We start from the raw sequence: 14,875 nt of genomic DNA, 5'->3' as shown, positions 1-14,875 counted from the left end.
AGCCTGCACATAATGCCATATATTCTGTTGGAACTCTCGAAGTCAGTACGCCGGCCTTTGCAGAACATCACTCATACGCGGCAGGTTCTTTTGCCGCCAGTTCCCGTAAACCCTCTAGCGCCTGTTCCATTACTGGATTGTCACTTTCACGAGGGTAGACCATGTAGGCGGGATGAATGTATTCCGGTGAGTCGGGCACGCGGTATAGTCGGCCGGCGGCGATAAAGGAGGCCGCCATGCGAGCGGGCAGGAAGCAACTTCCGCCGTTGGCCAGGGTAAGCTGGATGCCGAGCCAACCTATGTTGGCGAACTGTGGTGGTCGCTCGAGGTCAGGGTAACTCTGCGTGTGCTGTGCGTAGAACCCCGGCCCCCATTCGATATAAATATAATCTTCCCCTGGGCCGGTATCGTCGGGGCGGGTGCTGACCAATACCAGGGTTTCATTGAAAAGCGGTTCGACAATCAGACCTGGGCTGTGGCTGGGTGTGTACATTAAACCGACGTCCAGTGAGCCTTCGATCAGCCGATGCATGAGGTCTTCCTCAAAACCGATTTCGCTGCGGATCACGACATCGGCGGCACGACTCCGCATCCAGCCCACCCAGGTAGGCAGAAAGCCTTCCCACAGCGCAATGCGTCCGCCGATACGAATACTGGCGCGGTAACGCTCGGGCAGACCAACCTCATCACGTGCCTGATCGGCGGTGAGCACCAGACGCTTGGCGTAATCGAGGAAGCGTTTACCGGCTGGCGTGAGGCTGGCCCCGGAGCGGTTACGCACAAAAAGGCGGGCACCGAGCTCCTCTTCCAGCCGCCGGATCCGCGCACTAATGGTGGACTGGGTCAGATGCAGGCGTTGTGCGGCCTCAATGAAGCTGCCATGTGCAGTGATAGCGAGAAAAGTGCGGGCTTGATCGATGTCCATGATATTAATATCGATGATATCGATATTAGAATCAAATAAATATCATTTGTTATATATAAAATAAGCTTATAAAGTTTGCGTCCACTTAACAGGGGGTTGCAGATTTTGAACCTGAGTAAGCAGTATTATTGCAATGACCGTGACGGGCTTGCGCCGTGGCAGCGGCCTGAGAATGAATATCTGCCTGTCCGTCAGTGTGTTCTGTCGAGTCTTTGCCGATGAGAGACAGGCTCGTGAAGTGGACCGTGATGCTCGGGGTCACCGAGAACACAACCGGGCATCTGGAAAAGTGGCTGTCGGCCATCGGCAGCCTGTTGGGCATGCTCGGTGTCATCCTGATCAGCCGCTATTTTCTTGAGCCTGACGCCGTGCCGTGGGTGGTTGCCTCAATGGGGGCCTCGGCCGTGCTGTTATTTGCTGCTTCACATGGGCCGATGTCACAACCCTGGCCGCTGCTGGGCGGGCACCTTGTTTCTGCGACGATTGGTGTGGCCTGTGCTCAATGGTTGCCGGATGCGGCCATCGCCGCTTCGCTTGCCGTCGCGCTGGCAATCGTCGCCATGCACTACCTGCGTTGCCTTCATCCACCGGGTGGGGCCACGGCACTGACGGCCGTTGTTGGCGGTGACAGTTTTCATGCGCTAGGCTTTCAGTATGTCGTCACACCGATATTATTGAACGCGATGATGATTCTGTTTGTTGCCGTATTGTTTAATTATGTTTTTCCCTGGCGTCGTTATCCCATATCGCTCGCGATGTCTGGCCAGAGAACGAAACAGACTGCAAGCAAGGCTGAATCATAAGGGTTCTACTTTTTACCTTAGACATAAATGGATAGTAAAAGGGCTATGTTATGGAAAATAACAAAGGTATAAAACCTCAGCGTGAAGATTACGTTAATGCGCTCAAGGAGATTGATGTATACACCGACATCATGGTGGAAGACATCATGGATATACATATCAGGGCAGAGAAATATGCGCGAATGCGGAGGACAGAAAGCCTGCGGGTGAGCGACCTGATGAGCCAACCGGTCAAGACTGTGAAAACAGATTGTTCATTGGCCGAGGCGGCACATATTCTAACGACCCACAAGATCAGCGGGCTGCCCGTTGTTGACGAACAGCAACAACTGGTGGGCGTGATCACGGAAGCCGATTTTTTACGGGCACTGGGTGTGCCCGGTCATCATCCGACGCATAATTTGTGGCAGACGCTGGAAGCCATGTTTACCCCTACGCTGGAGCTCAAGGAACCGGACGACGCGTCTGTTGCCGATTTGATGACGCGGGATGTCATTAGCATTACACCGGACCACACACTGCATGACTTACTGGAAGAAATGAAGAAGAACCGGATCAAGCGTGTGGTGGTCTGTGATGAGGCGCATCATGTCATCGGCATGGTCACACGCTCAGATCTGGTCAGGCTCTTCTTCGACCGGATCAAAAAGGCTGGCACTACCCGTGAATAGAGACAGGGTCGTCGTATTTTAACGGCTTCACTGCCTTCACACCGCTGTCACCGCCCCCAGGTTCGATGTCCGGGTGCAGGACAATATCGTGCTGACTGAGAGGCTTTTAACATCGAAATTATCGATATTATATACAAATTAATATCGTTTGATTGTGGTATCAGCAGACATCTATAGTGGTCATATCAAAACCTGAACAGGAGAACGACGATGACCACCGAGACACAGCCTGTACGCGATGCCGAAGGCTATCTGTTTGACCCGCTGGACTGGGATGAGTCTGTGGCCCAGATGCTGGCCGCAGAAGAGGGTATTGAGCTGGACAAGGCCTGTTGGTCGGTACTCCGCTTCATGCGCGAATACTGGACAAAACACCAGGTAGCGCCTGACGTGCGTCATGTGGTTAATTTCCTCGTCAAGGAAGAGGGTGTGGACAAAAAGGAGGCGAAACAACAACTGTTCAGGCTGTTCCCTTATGGCTATGTGAAACAGGCATGCAAGCTGGCTGGGATGCAACGTCCCCGCGCCTGGAGTACCGGCTGAGTCTGCAACAGTCCGTGGGCAACACGTTATCCGTCCTGCAATGTCGTGAGGAGTTGGATTAAAAAGCCTTTACAGGTAGTAACACGTTCTTTTATGCAATAGTGACGTATCGCTGACCCGTTGCTTGATAGGTGTGCCCGCATCGGGGCGCTGGTTTTTCATATCCAGTGTGCGACACTAACAAAATGGATAAAACACTCTACTCGCTGGCCGAGTCTGTCGGCCAGGCCCTCAACAGCAAGGGCATCTTCATGGCCACGGCCGAGTCCTGCACCGGTGGCTGGGTCGCCAAGTGCATGACCGACGTGCCGGGCAGCTCGGCCTGGTTTGATTGCGGCTTTACCGTCTATAACCGCGAGGCCAAACAACAAATGCTCGGTGTGCCGGCGGCGGTCATCGACGCCCACGGCGAGGTCAGCGAGGCAACGGTTGAGGCGATGGCAGAAGGGGCCATCGCCCAGAGTCGCGCCGCGGTCACCGTGGGTGTCAGCGGCATCGCCGGCCCCGGTGGGGGCAGTGAAGAAAAGCCCGTGGGCACGGTGTATTTTGCCTGGTGTATTGCCGACCGCGTCGCCGGGGTCATGCGTAACAGCAAGACCACCAGTTGTCGTGAAGTGTTCGAGGGTGATCGCGAGGCCGTGCGCCGGCAAGCCGTCGCCAGGGCCTTACAAGGCGTGCTAGAATTACTGGAAAATCATGCCTCGGCCTGAACAGCCCAAGCAACAACAGCCGAAACAATTAAATCGGCAGCGCCTGTTTTTTGCCCTCTGGCCAGATGATGCAGTACGTGGTGCCTGTGCAGGCATCATCAAACAAGCGAGGAACAATCACGATGGCAAGGCCGTTCAGCTTAACAACTTGCACATCACGCTGGCCTTTCTCGGTTACGTCAGCGAGGCGCAACGCGAATGCGTCGAGGCCGCCGCCGACGCCATCTCCATGGCACCCTTTGATCTGCGCTTTGATCATGTCGGCTGGTTCAAACGCCCAAAGGTCTTATGGCTCGGCGCGCACGAAACACCCGAGGCACTTTTGCAATTGGTAGCAGACCTGAATCGCGGCGTGCGCGGTTGTGACATCGAACTGGATGAGCGGCCGTTTGCCACGCACCTGACCTTGATGCGGAAAGTGAGAGAATTTAACGAAATGGAGACCGAACCGATCGACTGGCGTGTTGATCGTTTTTGCCTCGTGCAGTCTCTTACGCACCGGGAAGGGGTGGAGTATCAAGTGGTAAAAAGCTGGCAATAGTTGGGTTGATTATTGCGAGCGTTGCATCGAAGAAGGAGCGTCTATTCAACAAGTGAACTTAAGGAGGAGTGTCATGCGTAATTTTATTCAGGTTATGTTGTGTGCCGTGTTGTTCATCTGCGGGCAGGCCAATGCCGGTCACATCACAAAAGGGAAAGAGGCTAGCGTAGTAATAATATATTGCGTGCTGGATACGACAGAAAAGCCGGTAAGGATCGAAGTGGAGGCGGTGAGTGTAAATGTAACGAGGCAAAAACTCCCTCACATATCAGTAGGGGAGTCCTGTGCACAGGCTTTACATGAGTTCCTTACCGCCGGTTTTGATATCGTGAACCACGACACCGCGACAAACTATTTCGTGCTTACTCGTGAAGATGAGGCGCTATCTTCACACCCACACCGTCCCTGAAATGGTCTACTTCTTAAATGGGGTCAGAGCATAGTTGTTGCTGATACTAGAGAAATCTGTGCTCTGACCCCATGTATTCATTCAGGCATCTAGCCGACTACAAGGATGCGCCGTGCGAGTGACTTGGTTGTCTTGATGTAATTTTCCTGCGACCACTTACACTCCATGGTCAGTTGTTCCCAGTTACGAACCGACAGCATCGTCCACAGAATATCGGTTGCTTGTTCGGGAGTATATTCAGGCAACAGCGTGCCATCGTTGGCGAGTGCCATGATCGCGGTCTCGCAACCGTGGCGCACGGCCTGCATCCGGTCGTCCCACGCCAGGTCTGCCGCTTCATCGGTGTCTTTCATCGCCAGAAGGGCCTTGGCGACGCCGTAAATCTCCGGGATGTAATTGCCCCAGGCATCGATAAAGGCATCAAGTCGTTCCGTACCTATCTTCGCCTTGCGGCTCGCCTCAAAGCGAGCATCGACACCTTTCACCTCATCGATATAGCGGGTCGTGGCGATGAGTAGTTCAGATCGCTTACTAAAATGAAGGTATAACGCCTGCCGACTGATCCCCGCCTGCTTGGCGATGTCGGTCATGCGTACCCCCTTGCCGTGGCTGGCCTCCAGCAGGCCCCATGCGGCGTTCAGGATTCGATCACGCGTAGTTTCAGAATTATCACTTGACATGGTGTCAAGTATGATCTTTAATTGCCATACAGTCAATTGACACAGTGTCAAGCACAAGGAGAAAGACAATGAAACTGACTATCTTTGGAGCAACAGGAACAATAGGCGGGCAGGTTGTCGAACAGGCACTCAAACAGGGTCACCAGGTCACCGCATTTGCCAGAAACCCCGCTGCACTGGGAATCGAGCACCCTAACCTGAGCCTGTTTTCAGGCGATGTATTTGAACCCACGGCCGTAGCCGAGGCGGTGAAGGGCCGTGACGGGGTACTGGTGTCACTGGGCTCATCCAAACTTACCGGCAAGGTGCGTTCGGTCGGCACACAAAATATCGTGCAGGCGATGCAGCAACACGGGGTTAAACGCCTCGTTTGCCAGTCAACGCTGGGCGTGGGAGAGAGCCGGGCCAATCTGAATTTTTTCTGGAAGTACCTGATGTTCGGCCTGGTCCTGCGCAATGTATTCAAGGACCACGTTGCACAGGAGGCGATCGTGAAGCGCAGTCAGCTCGACTGGGTTATCCCACACCCGGCTTCGTTCACCGATGGCCCGGCCACGGAAGGCTATAAGCATGGCTTTGCGCCGACGGAAAAGAAACTGACGCTGAAGATTTCACGCGCCGATGTGGCGGGCTTTATGTTGAAACAACTCAGCGACGACACGTATCTGCATCAGACACCGGGGTTGTCGTACTAGTGATATTGGTGATTGATGATTGATGAATGAAGGGGGCAGTGGTAATTATTTTCTAATCCCTTAGCTCCCTTTATTCTATTTGAACGTCATTCCGGCGACGGCCGGAATCCAGAAAATATAAGCACCTAATTCAAAACACTGGATACCGGCCGTCGCCGGTATGACGGACATTTACTCTATTATTTACAATCATTATGACGTTTTCACATTGCGGCATCATGGCCTGCAGGTACATTCAACTCAGACTTTTACGCACCCTTCTCTGTAGGGCAGGCAGAACATCTTTTTCAAACCAGGCATTCTTACGCAACCAGATGTTATTCCTCGGACTGGGATGAGGTAAGGGAATTATAGTCGGTGCATAGGATTTCCACGCCCTGACAACATCAGTCAGTTTGCAATTTTTCAACGAGCCAAGGTGCCATTCCATGGCATATCTGCCGATAACGAGAGTCAGTTGTATATTGGGCATAACATCCAGAATCTGCTGCCTCCATGCCTCGGCACATTCCTGGCGTGGAGGCAGATCACCAGATCGACCATGACCCGGGTAACAGAAGCCCATCGGCAGAATTGCTATTTTGTCAGCGTCATAGAATGTTTCAGTAGATACTCCCATCCAGTCACGAAGACGATCACCGCTGGGATCGTCAAATGGGATACCCGACTTGTGGACCTTTCGCCCCGGTGCCTGACCGGCCACCAGAATTGAAGCCTTCTGACTTAATTGAAAAACAGGCCTTGGGTCATGTTCAAAATGACTAGCGCAGATTTGACAATTACTTATCGCATTAGTCAATTCTCGAAAAGTGCGATTCATAACATCACCTCAAATTACTGTGCTAGTCCAGGACTAAAGGGTTCGCCATTTTATACGTGGCGAACCCCGGTTTGTCATGGGAAAACAGGTAAAGGGGTTATTTTCCGCCAGTTCCCTGTTCACCCCTGCCTTTTGCTGCCCGCAGTACAGGGTAGTGCTGTGTGAAGATGGCATCCTGTTCCGCATTCGCTTTATGGCACGCCGCACATGACTGGGATGGCGCTACTCTACTGCCTTTGAGCAGCTTTGTATGATCATCCGTGGTAAAGCGGAAGAAACCCCAATGTTTGTCCGACGCCGGGAAACGGTTTTTATCCTTTAGCACAGCCTCGAGGCCAATGTATTCACCCATAAAGTAGCCTTTACCACTGGATGACGATTTTGTGCCAACACTGACCAACTCCTTGATGATCAGAGTACCGTCTTTGAACTCGCCGGTTTTTTTCCAGTGCTTCCAACCGTCAGGGTCAATATAAACATTATGGAACTCGGGGAAAGCGGCCTTACCATTATTCATATCGTTAGGCGTGAGTGGCGCACCGATGTATATCCACTCGCGATAGCCTGTAGGGCGAATAAGTTCATCGTTGTTATTGAACCTGGCGAAGCCCTCTCCTGCAAACACATTCCCCGCGAAAAATAGCTGAGATAAGAGCGATAGCGACATCCAGAGTAATGCTGAGCGAGTAGTATTTATGGAAATATTTTTCATTGGAATAATCTCCTGTGACATATTAAAAACGATTCATTTAGGGCGTGAGGGCATATTGACAGCCTGATCAATACTTGTGGTATCATTTAGAATCAATTTATACACCCAGAGTATCGTTATGGATGATCGTCTGATTGAATTACTGAATAGATTCGAGCTCCGTGCACGTGTTTTTCAGGCCGGTCCGTTATGCCATTCCGCCAGTTTTGATGCACAGGATGGGCTCGGATATATCCATTTCCTGAGAAGCGGCAAACTCAAGGTCAATTCAGCCAGGCAAGCCGCATTTTTGCTTGAAGAGCCCAGTTTGTTTTTTTATATGAATCCAACCAGTCATCATTTGTTCCCACAAGGCAGTGGTGTCGACATGGTCTGCGCTTCATTTAACTTTGGTGCGGGTTTAAGAAACCCATTATCGCAAGCCTTGCCCGATGTGCTGGTATTAAAACTTAGTGACATGCCAGCACTTTCTGCGACCTTGAATCTCTTGTTCACTGAGGCAGAAGAGCAGCATTGCGGACGGCAGGCAGTACTCGATCGCCTCATCGAGATCATCGTTATTCAGCTGTTACGCGACCTCATGGATGAGAAACGCTTGCAAATTGGTCTGCTCGCGGGCCTTGCCGAGCCAAAACTCGCCAAGGCAATCAATGCCATGCATAACGAACCTGCTCGAGCCTGGACATTGGAAGATCTTGCTAATGTAGCGGGTATGTCACGTTCCCGTTTTGCGATAAAATTTCGTGACACGGTAGGAGCGACGCCTGGCAGCTATCTCACTGAGTGGAGAATGGGTGTTGCGCAATCTTTACTGCGTCGAGGTAAATCCGTACAACTGGTTGCAGATGAAGTCGGTTACGCCAGTGCCAGTGCATTATCTCGTGCGTTTGTAACACAAGTTGGAGTTTCACCCACGGACTGGAAAAAACAGTATGCTTCAGAACGTTGAACGCGGCCACGGAGAGGGGCGTGATCGTTAATTAGCAAACATTCAAGCCATTTCAATTGTCATCAACCTCATTTTTTCTCCACTCTATGCTATAGTTTTATTCGAAAGGATAATTCGAAAAATATGGAGAAAAGGAATTATGAAGAGCCTGCTGTTGGTCATCGCCCTTATCGGCGGCGGATACTACATTTACAATAACCATTCACCTTTTCAAACTGAAGTCACTGACCCGCATTTTATCGAAATACGGGTTGCCGTGGACAATACTAATATTAAATTGGTCGGCTTCGGCAAAATGTTCTCACAGGAGGATTGCCTGGCGAGATCGGCGAAGATCTGGGTCAACGTATTCAAAGAGGCGGGGAAACTCAATCTCGTCGATACAAATTGCAGTAAAACCCTGCCGGGTCGCTACGAAAAATTATTCGACAATAAACCTATAGCGGCGAGCTACCTTGTTTTTGAGAAAGGCAACAATCGTGAGCGGGATGGACGCTTTATATTCTATGGGATACCGTCCAGTTACGTGGCCAAGGAATGTGACAAATTAATCGCCCGGGCGAAGAAGAATTATCGCGGTAAGGTTTACTGTGTACAGGGCACAATAGGTTAAGGAATTTGTTGAATAAATAAGGCCCGAGCACAGTTGTTGCTAATAATTTAGAAGAGCCTGTGCTCTGGCCGGTTTTATTTTTTGTAAAAATAGCTGTACGCCATGAGTGTTATCAGGGCAATACCAAAAACAGGCAAAGCAAAACTGAAACCTATCATTTCATGATAGGAAAATAATAGTCTTGCCGTGGTTAGTAAACCGACAACGAGGATCGTTGGAATAAGCACCCATTTTCTCTCCACGGGTTTTCTGTCGGCCACTAATAATAAAACACCCCAGGAAAAAGCTATGGCAGAGGCGAGACCCATTGGGTAGACAATTTCGGTCAATCCCATTCTTTCAGGTATTAACACCATAATGGCGACACCGAAGTCTGCTATGGCAGCGGACCAGTAGCTGAGTCGCAATAATAATATCTGCTTGTTCATACCCCTCCAGAAAATACAACTAATAGGTTTAGAGACAAATCGTAATGCTTGCCGTGCAGGCATTTGCGAATGCCGCAAGAGGCCATGGGGGCTGAAGCGGCCTTATTTGTCACGGACCCCGCTTATTCTATAACAATCATTTATTTTTTTTATGAGCTTTTTACCCCGCGAGGGTGCGAGACTGACGTCTGGCTAATAGCTAGCGAACTTACTATACTTTTACTGCCTACTATCCTTTTACGGAGGTGTAGCATGAAAACAGCAGATTCACTTGAGAGTAATATCCCACTCTACGCACCTTGCCGCAAGCTCACCTTCAACGCCCCTTTTGTGTGGTTAAAAAAAGGCTGGCAAGATTTCCGCCGAGCACGCTGGCACAGCCTGGCTTATGGCGCGGTATTCGCTTGTATCGGTTGGCTGCTTGTTTATTCTTCATGGTTTTATGAGGATGTTTTTCTGGTCGGTCTCTTTATCAGCTTCCTGCTAGTGGGGCCTGCGCTCGCATTCGGCCTTTACGATATAAGCCAGCAACTCGAACGGCAACACAAACCAACCTTTGGCCACGAGCGGAGGAAGGCTTTCCATGAGATGGGACACGAGCTCATGCTTGCTCTGTTGCTGGGCCTGGCGTTCGTGATTCTGCTCATCCTCATATCGATAGTGTTTAATATCAGTGCGATACCCGGGCAACTGGCCATTTCTGCCGCGGTTCCCATTTCTGATGCGGTGTCCTTATCCATTGCCGTTATTTTTGCGGCTCTGTTCTTTTGCGCCAGCGCCTTCGCACTACCGATGATCCTGGACCAGGATGCCAGTGCCATGACGGCAATAATAACCAGCCTCCATGCGGTGTGGCGAAACAAGTCGGTTTTAGCGCTATGGGCATTGCTGATCCTGGCACTTGTGGCGGTAGGATTCGCGACCGCACTGATAGGCTTCGTGCTCATTGTTCCAGTGGTCGGTTATGCGACATGGCACGCCTACCGTGAAACGATCATCACAAAGGTATAATATAAAACCGGGTCAGAGATAAAGCGTAATGATAGCCACACAGGGATGTGCTAATGCCGCAAGAGGCCGTGGAGGGCTGAGGCGGCCTTATTTGTCACTGAATTATTTAATTTGATGTATGAGTGACTGGAATTTGCTATAAAAATCTGCACCGAATGTACAGTCTGTATTCTGATTTAGCTGTTTATAAATAAGATTCTTCAAGAAAATAGCCCGATCGTTATATGAGTTGTATTCCATGTCGGCGATGATTTTCGCCTTGTCGATGTCGGGTTTATTGGCATCATTGAGTATGTCGCGTTTCCCGGGGTATTCCTCAAGGTAGGCCTTGTTCGCCTCTTCATGTGCTTGGATAACATCATGTAGCCACTTGCATAGCGGCTTGGCAGAGCATTTGTTGCAATAGTCAGGTACTTTGATTTCTAATGATACAGGATTAGTGCCGCCTGACGTGTTCAGCATCGATTTAGCATCAGCATCCGTGATATACGGGTTAAGCTCACGAAGTCTTGCCACGACTTTCTCGTCAATATTTTGATCGCTTATATTCTCGTTATTTTGTATGGCTATTTCCACTACTTCTGGATAAAGCTCACGAAGTTGCAATGCAAACTGCAGATCGTCGAGCAGGCTTGCAACCTGTTGACAGGGTTCCATGTCACTGTTGTTGATGCCCTTGCAGGCCGGGTCGAAATCAAGCCTGATAAGTAGTTTGCCCTTGTCATAGCTAGCATCTCCAAGCTCATTGTTGCGGTTATACTGGATGGTGGTGGTATACGTCCCTTTGCTGGCTGCCGCATTAATAAGCTCCGGGAAGTCAAACGATATCAACGCCGGGTTGTTTATTTCAAAATGACCATCATTGGGAGTCCACTTGCGGCGGGCGTCCTTAAATTCGAATTCAGGTGAGCTGGCATACAAGGTAATTGGAATTGACTGGCCGTGCGTTGTAATTTCCGGGTAGGCATAACTCAACGAGGCCAGGTATTCTTCAAGTGTCTTTATTGCCCGTACATAGCCTCGGTCGAACTTATGTAATTCCAGGCATTTATCATTCTCATCAAAACGTAAGCAGACCTGGCCATAGCCATCAAATTTCCTGATCTTGCTTGCCCCTTTCCAATGAACTGGGTTGGCGACCAGGGTAAATTCCTCCTTGTCCGAGCTGTACCAGAGTTCGCCGGCAAAAGTTTGTACAAATTGCAGCGAATACTGGCTATAGCCATCGTCACGGTCGTAATGGTTCTCCCAGGTAAAGGTCACGTAGAAGGGCACACACTCGTCATCTTTTCGAAATTGATGACCCATAACCTGGATTATGTAGGTGTTACCAGGCAACGATTGTAATTGAGGCAATTTTTTCGCGAGGCAGGGTTGCAGTTGGGGAAAGACATTTGCCTCAGCTGGCGTAATAAAGAGTACGCTGCCGAGTAGTAGCAGCACCATGCCTGTCAGTACACGAGTCAGCATAGTTTCTTCTCACCAACCGGTTTCAATTTGTTCAATGTTTTCATATTCCTTTACGTGTGCGCATAAATAACAGACTCAGATACCATTTGTTTCTAATATTAGGAACAATTGGTCTCTGACACCTATTTTCCTATTTCTTTTGTTAGGTTTCACTCTTTGGTAATAACGTATTCCAGTATTTCTACCACTTGTTCCGGTGTCGTCGCCCAGGCCAGGGCAGAGGCATCGACTTCCTTAAGGGGGTGGATGATGTCTTCGTTATGCAGGGTGATGTAAGGGGTACCGGATGCCGCACAACAGCCCGCATCAAAGGCGGCATTCCATTGTTTATACTTGTCGCCGAAGCGAATCACCGCCACATCACAGTTTTCAATCAGTGTTTTCGTTCTTATGGCATTCACCTTGGCCGACTTGTGGTCGCGCCAGAAGTAATTCTCTTCTTTGCCCAGCATATCGCCTGCCGCATCACTGGCTTCATGATCAGTCACTGCCGAGGTGAAGTGAACCGGCAGACTGAGCGCCTCACAACCGGTCTTGATTTGTTGTCGCCAGTCAGTGTGTATTTCACCTGAAAGGTATACATTCCAGTTCATGTTTTTTCCTCTGTATGTTTTTGATAGATAGAACGTTTAATAATTAGCGAGGTTCGAATTACTTTGTTTTTTTCAGTAAATAGTGGTCTGTCCTCGATTAACCTTTTGGGCGTCCGCTTGATATATTTGTCAAATGCAGCCATTTTCAGAAATTTGATACAGCATGATTGATTACTTGTTCAAGTCTATCTTGCTTTATTCCGTTTCTGGCCATGACGGCTAAGCCAAATTGCATTGTCAGCAGAAAATCTGCTAATACCCCTGATGAACTTGTCAGTGGTAAATTACCTTTTTCTTGTTCATCTTTAAAAAAATTAACGAAAGCGTTTGTTGATGTTTCATTAATTTTCGATACAGTGCGTAAAGCATCTGAAGGTAAACAGTCACTTCCGGCTTCGCAGGTACTGCTGGTAAGAAAACAACCGCCCGGTAATGTGGAGTCCGCTACCATTTCAGCAATAGATTCTAAATAGTCACTTACTCTTTGTTTTAGACTTAAATTTGGCGCAAGCAGCTTATCGAAATGTGGAACACCGAATTTAAGTACATATTCATTTAATGCACTGACGTAAAGTTGTTCCTTGTTGCCGAATGCAGCATACAGACTGGGCTTGTTGATGCCCATCGCCTCTGTCAAATCACTTAAAGACGTCCCGCTATAGCCATTACGCCAAAACACTTCCATAGCCTTAGTCAGGGCATCTTCTTTATTGAAGGTTCGCTGTCGACCTGCGCTCATATGTCACTCAAAAACAATCATCAGTGGAATACTTGACATTATATACCGATTGGTACAATATTTAAATATGTACCGACCGGTACAGAATGAATGCCATTATTCACAGGAGAGCAAACAATGAGCCATCTACAAGGTAAAACCGCTGTTATTACTGGCGGAAACAGCGGTATGGGCTATGAAGCAGCTAAAAAATTCAGTGACTTAGGGGCCAATGTGGTCATAACAGGCCGAAACAAAGAGGCGGTTGCTCAGGCAGCTGAGACGCTAGGCGTAGTAGGTATCGTGGCTGACCAGGCGAATTTACATGACATCGATGAATTGGTCAGCCAGGTTAAAAAGGCAGTTGGAAGTGTTGATGTACTTTTTATTAATGCAGGTGTCGCTGCGTTTGCGCCTGTTGAGCATATGGCGGAAGACCAATTCGATAACATAATGAATGTGAATTTCAAAGGCGCGTTCTTCACACTGCAAAAGTTTTTGCCGATTTTGCGCGAAGGTGCATCGGTTATCAATTTGTCTTCGATCAATGCTTATACAGGAATGCCAAATACCGCTGTGTATGCAGCCAGTAAAGCGGCTATGAACTCACTGACTCGAACTGCAGCCTATGAATTGGCGCCACGCAATATTAGAGTGAACTCGGTGAATCCAGGTCCGGTAAATACAGCGATTTTTGGTAAACTGGGCATGCCTGAAGAAGCAATAAAGGAATTTGCCTCTGCGATGCAGGACAGAATCCCTCTTAAACGATTCGGCGAGCCGGAAGAAATTGCAAATTTGGTCGCGTTTCTTGCTTCTGACGAAGCCAGTTTTATTACCGGCGCGGAATACAATATCGATGGTGGAATAAATGTAAATCCGCTTCTTCAATAAGAAATATAAAAGGTAATGATAATTTTATATTTTTAATAATACAAATAGATATGAGAAGAAAATGAAAGAATTCTGGAACGAACGTTATGCAGGCACCGAATTTGCGTATGGCAAAAAGCCAAATGAATTCCTGCTTGCTGAATGTCATCGAATCAAACCCGGGAGAGTCTTATGCCTGGCCGAAGGCGAAGGTAGAAATGCCTCTTTTTTGGCCTCGAAAGGGTTCACCGTAACAGCCGTTGATCAGTCCAAACAGGGCCTGGAAAAAACAAAAGAACTAGGCAGGGAGCTGGGTGTTGAGATTACAACGATCGAAGCCGACTTGGAGGATTTTGAAATTGCGCCCTCATATTGGGATGGTATTGTTTCCATATCAGCCCATCTATCTCCTTCAACACGAAAAAAAATTCATCGTCAGGTTGTTAGTGGACTTAAACCTGGTGGCATATTAATTTTAGAAGCTTACACAGAAAACCATCTTGAAATGCCCGGCATCGGTGGGCCGCCGGCTAATCAAAAAGAGATGTTTATGTCTTTATCGGAGCTTGAGATCGAGCTGGCAGGTTTGGATTTTGTTATAGCCAAAGAAACAGAACGAAATTTCAACGAGGGTCAATATCATCAAGGCCTAAGCGCTGTAGTGCAAGTCGTTGCGAAACGTGCTGTTGGCAAAGCATGACAGCGCACAAG

At 49.0% G+C, this 14,875-nt stretch carries 20 protein-coding genes; 12 read left to right on the top strand and 8 right to left on the bottom strand.

The annotated features are described in order from the left end of the window. Positions 1–67: 67 nt before the first annotated feature. Complete coding sequence (locus EL386_RS09795; protein ID WP_126455744.1) at positions 68–925, bottom strand: LysR family transcriptional regulator; 858 nt, start codon at positions 923–925, stop codon at positions 68–70. Positions 926–1,158: 233 nt separating this feature from the next. On the opposite strand from EL386_RS09795, the gene EL386_RS09790 reads away from it, so the two are divergent. The 6 genes from EL386_RS09790 to EL386_RS09765 all read left to right on the top strand — a co-directional run bounded on the left by EL386_RS09790 (position 1,159) and on the right by EL386_RS09765 (position 4,602). Further along, positions 1,159–1,728 carry an HPP family protein gene (locus tag EL386_RS09790; protein ID WP_197722051.1) on the top strand — a complete coding sequence of 190 codons (570 nt, stop codon included), beginning with the start codon at positions 1,159–1,161 and terminating at the stop codon, positions 1,726–1,728. Positions 1,729–1,778: 50 nt separating this feature from the next. Continuing rightward, positions 1,779–2,399, top strand: a complete 621-nt coding sequence (locus EL386_RS09785; protein ID WP_126455742.1) for a CBS domain-containing protein — start codon at positions 1,779–1,781, stop codon at positions 2,397–2,399. Positions 2,400–2,609: 210 nt separating this feature from the next. Then, positions 2,610–2,942: a TusE/DsrC/DsvC family sulfur relay protein gene (locus EL386_RS09780; protein ID WP_126455740.1), complete on the top strand. Its 333-nt coding sequence runs from the start codon at positions 2,610–2,612 to the stop codon at positions 2,940–2,942. A 185-nt stretch (positions 2,943–3,127) separates the two neighbouring features. Then, complete coding sequence (locus tag EL386_RS09775) at positions 3,128–3,652, top strand: CinA family protein (protein ID WP_126455738.1); 525 nt, start codon at positions 3,128–3,130, stop codon at positions 3,650–3,652. Beyond that, positions 3,639–4,193 carry an RNA 2',3'-cyclic phosphodiesterase gene (gene thpR, locus EL386_RS09770; RefSeq protein ID WP_126455736.1) on the top strand — a complete coding sequence of 185 codons (555 nt, stop codon included), beginning with the start codon at positions 3,639–3,641 and terminating at the stop codon, positions 4,191–4,193. The genes EL386_RS09775 and thpR overlap by 14 nt, the downstream gene beginning before the upstream one ends. 73 nt (positions 4,194–4,266) lie before the next feature. Continuing rightward, complete coding sequence (locus EL386_RS09765; protein ID WP_126455734.1) at positions 4,267–4,602, top strand: hypothetical protein; 336 nt, start codon at positions 4,267–4,269, stop codon at positions 4,600–4,602. An 89-nt stretch (positions 4,603–4,691) separates the two neighbouring features. On the opposite strand, the gene EL386_RS09760 is transcribed toward EL386_RS09765, so the two are convergent. Beyond that, positions 4,692–5,282 carry a TetR/AcrR family transcriptional regulator gene (locus EL386_RS09760; protein ID WP_126455732.1) on the bottom strand — a complete coding sequence of 197 codons (591 nt, stop codon included), beginning with the start codon at positions 5,280–5,282 and terminating at the stop codon, positions 4,692–4,694. Positions 5,283–5,350: 68 nt separating this feature from the next. Between EL386_RS09760 and EL386_RS09755 the strand changes: the two genes are divergently transcribed. Next, positions 5,351–5,977, top strand: coding sequence for an NAD(P)-dependent oxidoreductase (locus EL386_RS09755; RefSeq protein WP_126455730.1), 627 nt, complete (start codon positions 5,351–5,353; stop codon positions 5,975–5,977). Between the two features lie 235 nt (positions 5,978–6,212). On the opposite strand, the gene EL386_RS09750 is transcribed toward EL386_RS09755, so the two are convergent. Next, positions 6,213–6,797, bottom strand: coding sequence for a uracil-DNA glycosylase family protein (locus EL386_RS09750; RefSeq protein ID WP_126455728.1), 585 nt, complete (start codon positions 6,795–6,797; stop codon positions 6,213–6,215). A gap of 97 nt (positions 6,798–6,894) precedes the next feature. Continuing rightward, positions 6,895–7,509, bottom strand: a complete 615-nt coding sequence (locus EL386_RS09745) for a cytochrome P460 family protein (RefSeq protein ID WP_126455726.1) — start codon at positions 7,507–7,509, stop codon at positions 6,895–6,897. 118 nt (positions 7,510–7,627) lie between these two features. Here EL386_RS09745 and EL386_RS09740 point away from each other — a divergent pair, with 118 nt between their 5' ends. Beyond that, positions 7,628–8,458: an AraC family transcriptional regulator gene (locus EL386_RS09740; RefSeq protein ID WP_126455724.1), complete on the top strand. Its 831-nt coding sequence runs from the start codon at positions 7,628–7,630 to the stop codon at positions 8,456–8,458. A gap of 139 nt (positions 8,459–8,597) precedes the next feature. Next, positions 8,598–9,071 carry a hypothetical protein gene (locus EL386_RS09735; RefSeq protein ID WP_126455722.1) on the top strand — a complete coding sequence of 158 codons (474 nt, stop codon included), beginning with the start codon at positions 8,598–8,600 and terminating at the stop codon, positions 9,069–9,071. Positions 9,072–9,145: 74 nt separating this feature from the next. Here the strand turns inward: EL386_RS09735 and EL386_RS09730 are convergent, their stop codons facing one another. Next, positions 9,146–9,499 (bottom strand): hypothetical protein, encoded by a 354-nt coding sequence (locus EL386_RS09730; RefSeq protein WP_126455720.1) that lies wholly within the window; start codon positions 9,497–9,499, stop codon positions 9,146–9,148. Positions 9,500–9,751: 252 nt separating this feature from the next. On the opposite strand from EL386_RS09730, the gene EL386_RS09725 reads away from it, so the two are divergent. Next, on the top strand, positions 9,752–10,510 hold the full coding sequence (locus EL386_RS09725; protein WP_172597696.1) for a DUF2189 domain-containing protein: 759 nt from the start codon (positions 9,752–9,754) through the stop codon (positions 10,508–10,510). Positions 10,511–10,612: 102 nt separating this feature from the next. Here the strand turns inward: EL386_RS09725 and EL386_RS09720 are convergent, their stop codons facing one another. From EL386_RS09720 to EL386_RS09710, 3 genes are all read right to left on the bottom strand, one after another. Next, a complete protein-coding gene (locus tag EL386_RS09720) occupies positions 10,613–11,980 on the bottom strand; it encodes a hypothetical protein (protein WP_126455716.1) in 1,368 nt (455 codons plus the stop codon). A gap of 149 nt (positions 11,981–12,129) precedes the next feature. Continuing rightward, positions 12,130–12,573 carry a YtoQ family protein gene (locus tag EL386_RS09715; RefSeq protein WP_126455714.1) on the bottom strand — a complete coding sequence of 148 codons (444 nt, stop codon included), beginning with the start codon at positions 12,571–12,573 and terminating at the stop codon, positions 12,130–12,132. Between the two features lie 145 nt (positions 12,574–12,718). Next, positions 12,719–13,312: a TetR/AcrR family transcriptional regulator gene (locus EL386_RS09710; RefSeq protein WP_126455712.1), complete on the bottom strand. Its 594-nt coding sequence runs from the start codon at positions 13,310–13,312 to the stop codon at positions 12,719–12,721. Between the two features lie 117 nt (positions 13,313–13,429). On the opposite strand from EL386_RS09710, the gene EL386_RS09705 reads away from it, so the two are divergent. Beyond that, a complete protein-coding gene (locus EL386_RS09705; RefSeq protein ID WP_126455711.1) occupies positions 13,430–14,185 on the top strand; it encodes a glucose 1-dehydrogenase in 756 nt (251 codons plus the stop codon). Positions 14,186–14,246: 61 nt separating this feature from the next. After that, on the top strand, positions 14,247–14,864 hold the full coding sequence (locus EL386_RS09700; protein ID WP_126455709.1) for an SAM-dependent methyltransferase: 618 nt from the start codon (positions 14,247–14,249) through the stop codon (positions 14,862–14,864). The last annotated feature ends 11 nt before the right edge of the window (positions 14,865–14,875 follow it).

Origin of the sequence: Sulfuriflexus mobilis, assembly GCF_003967195.1 — a bacterium.
In the GTDB taxonomy this organism is placed as follows: domain Bacteria; phylum Pseudomonadota; class Gammaproteobacteria; order AKS1; family AKS1; genus Sulfuriflexus; species Sulfuriflexus mobilis.
The sequence above is the reverse complement of the archived record's forward strand: the minus strand, read 5'-3'. Positions and strand labels throughout refer to the sequence as shown.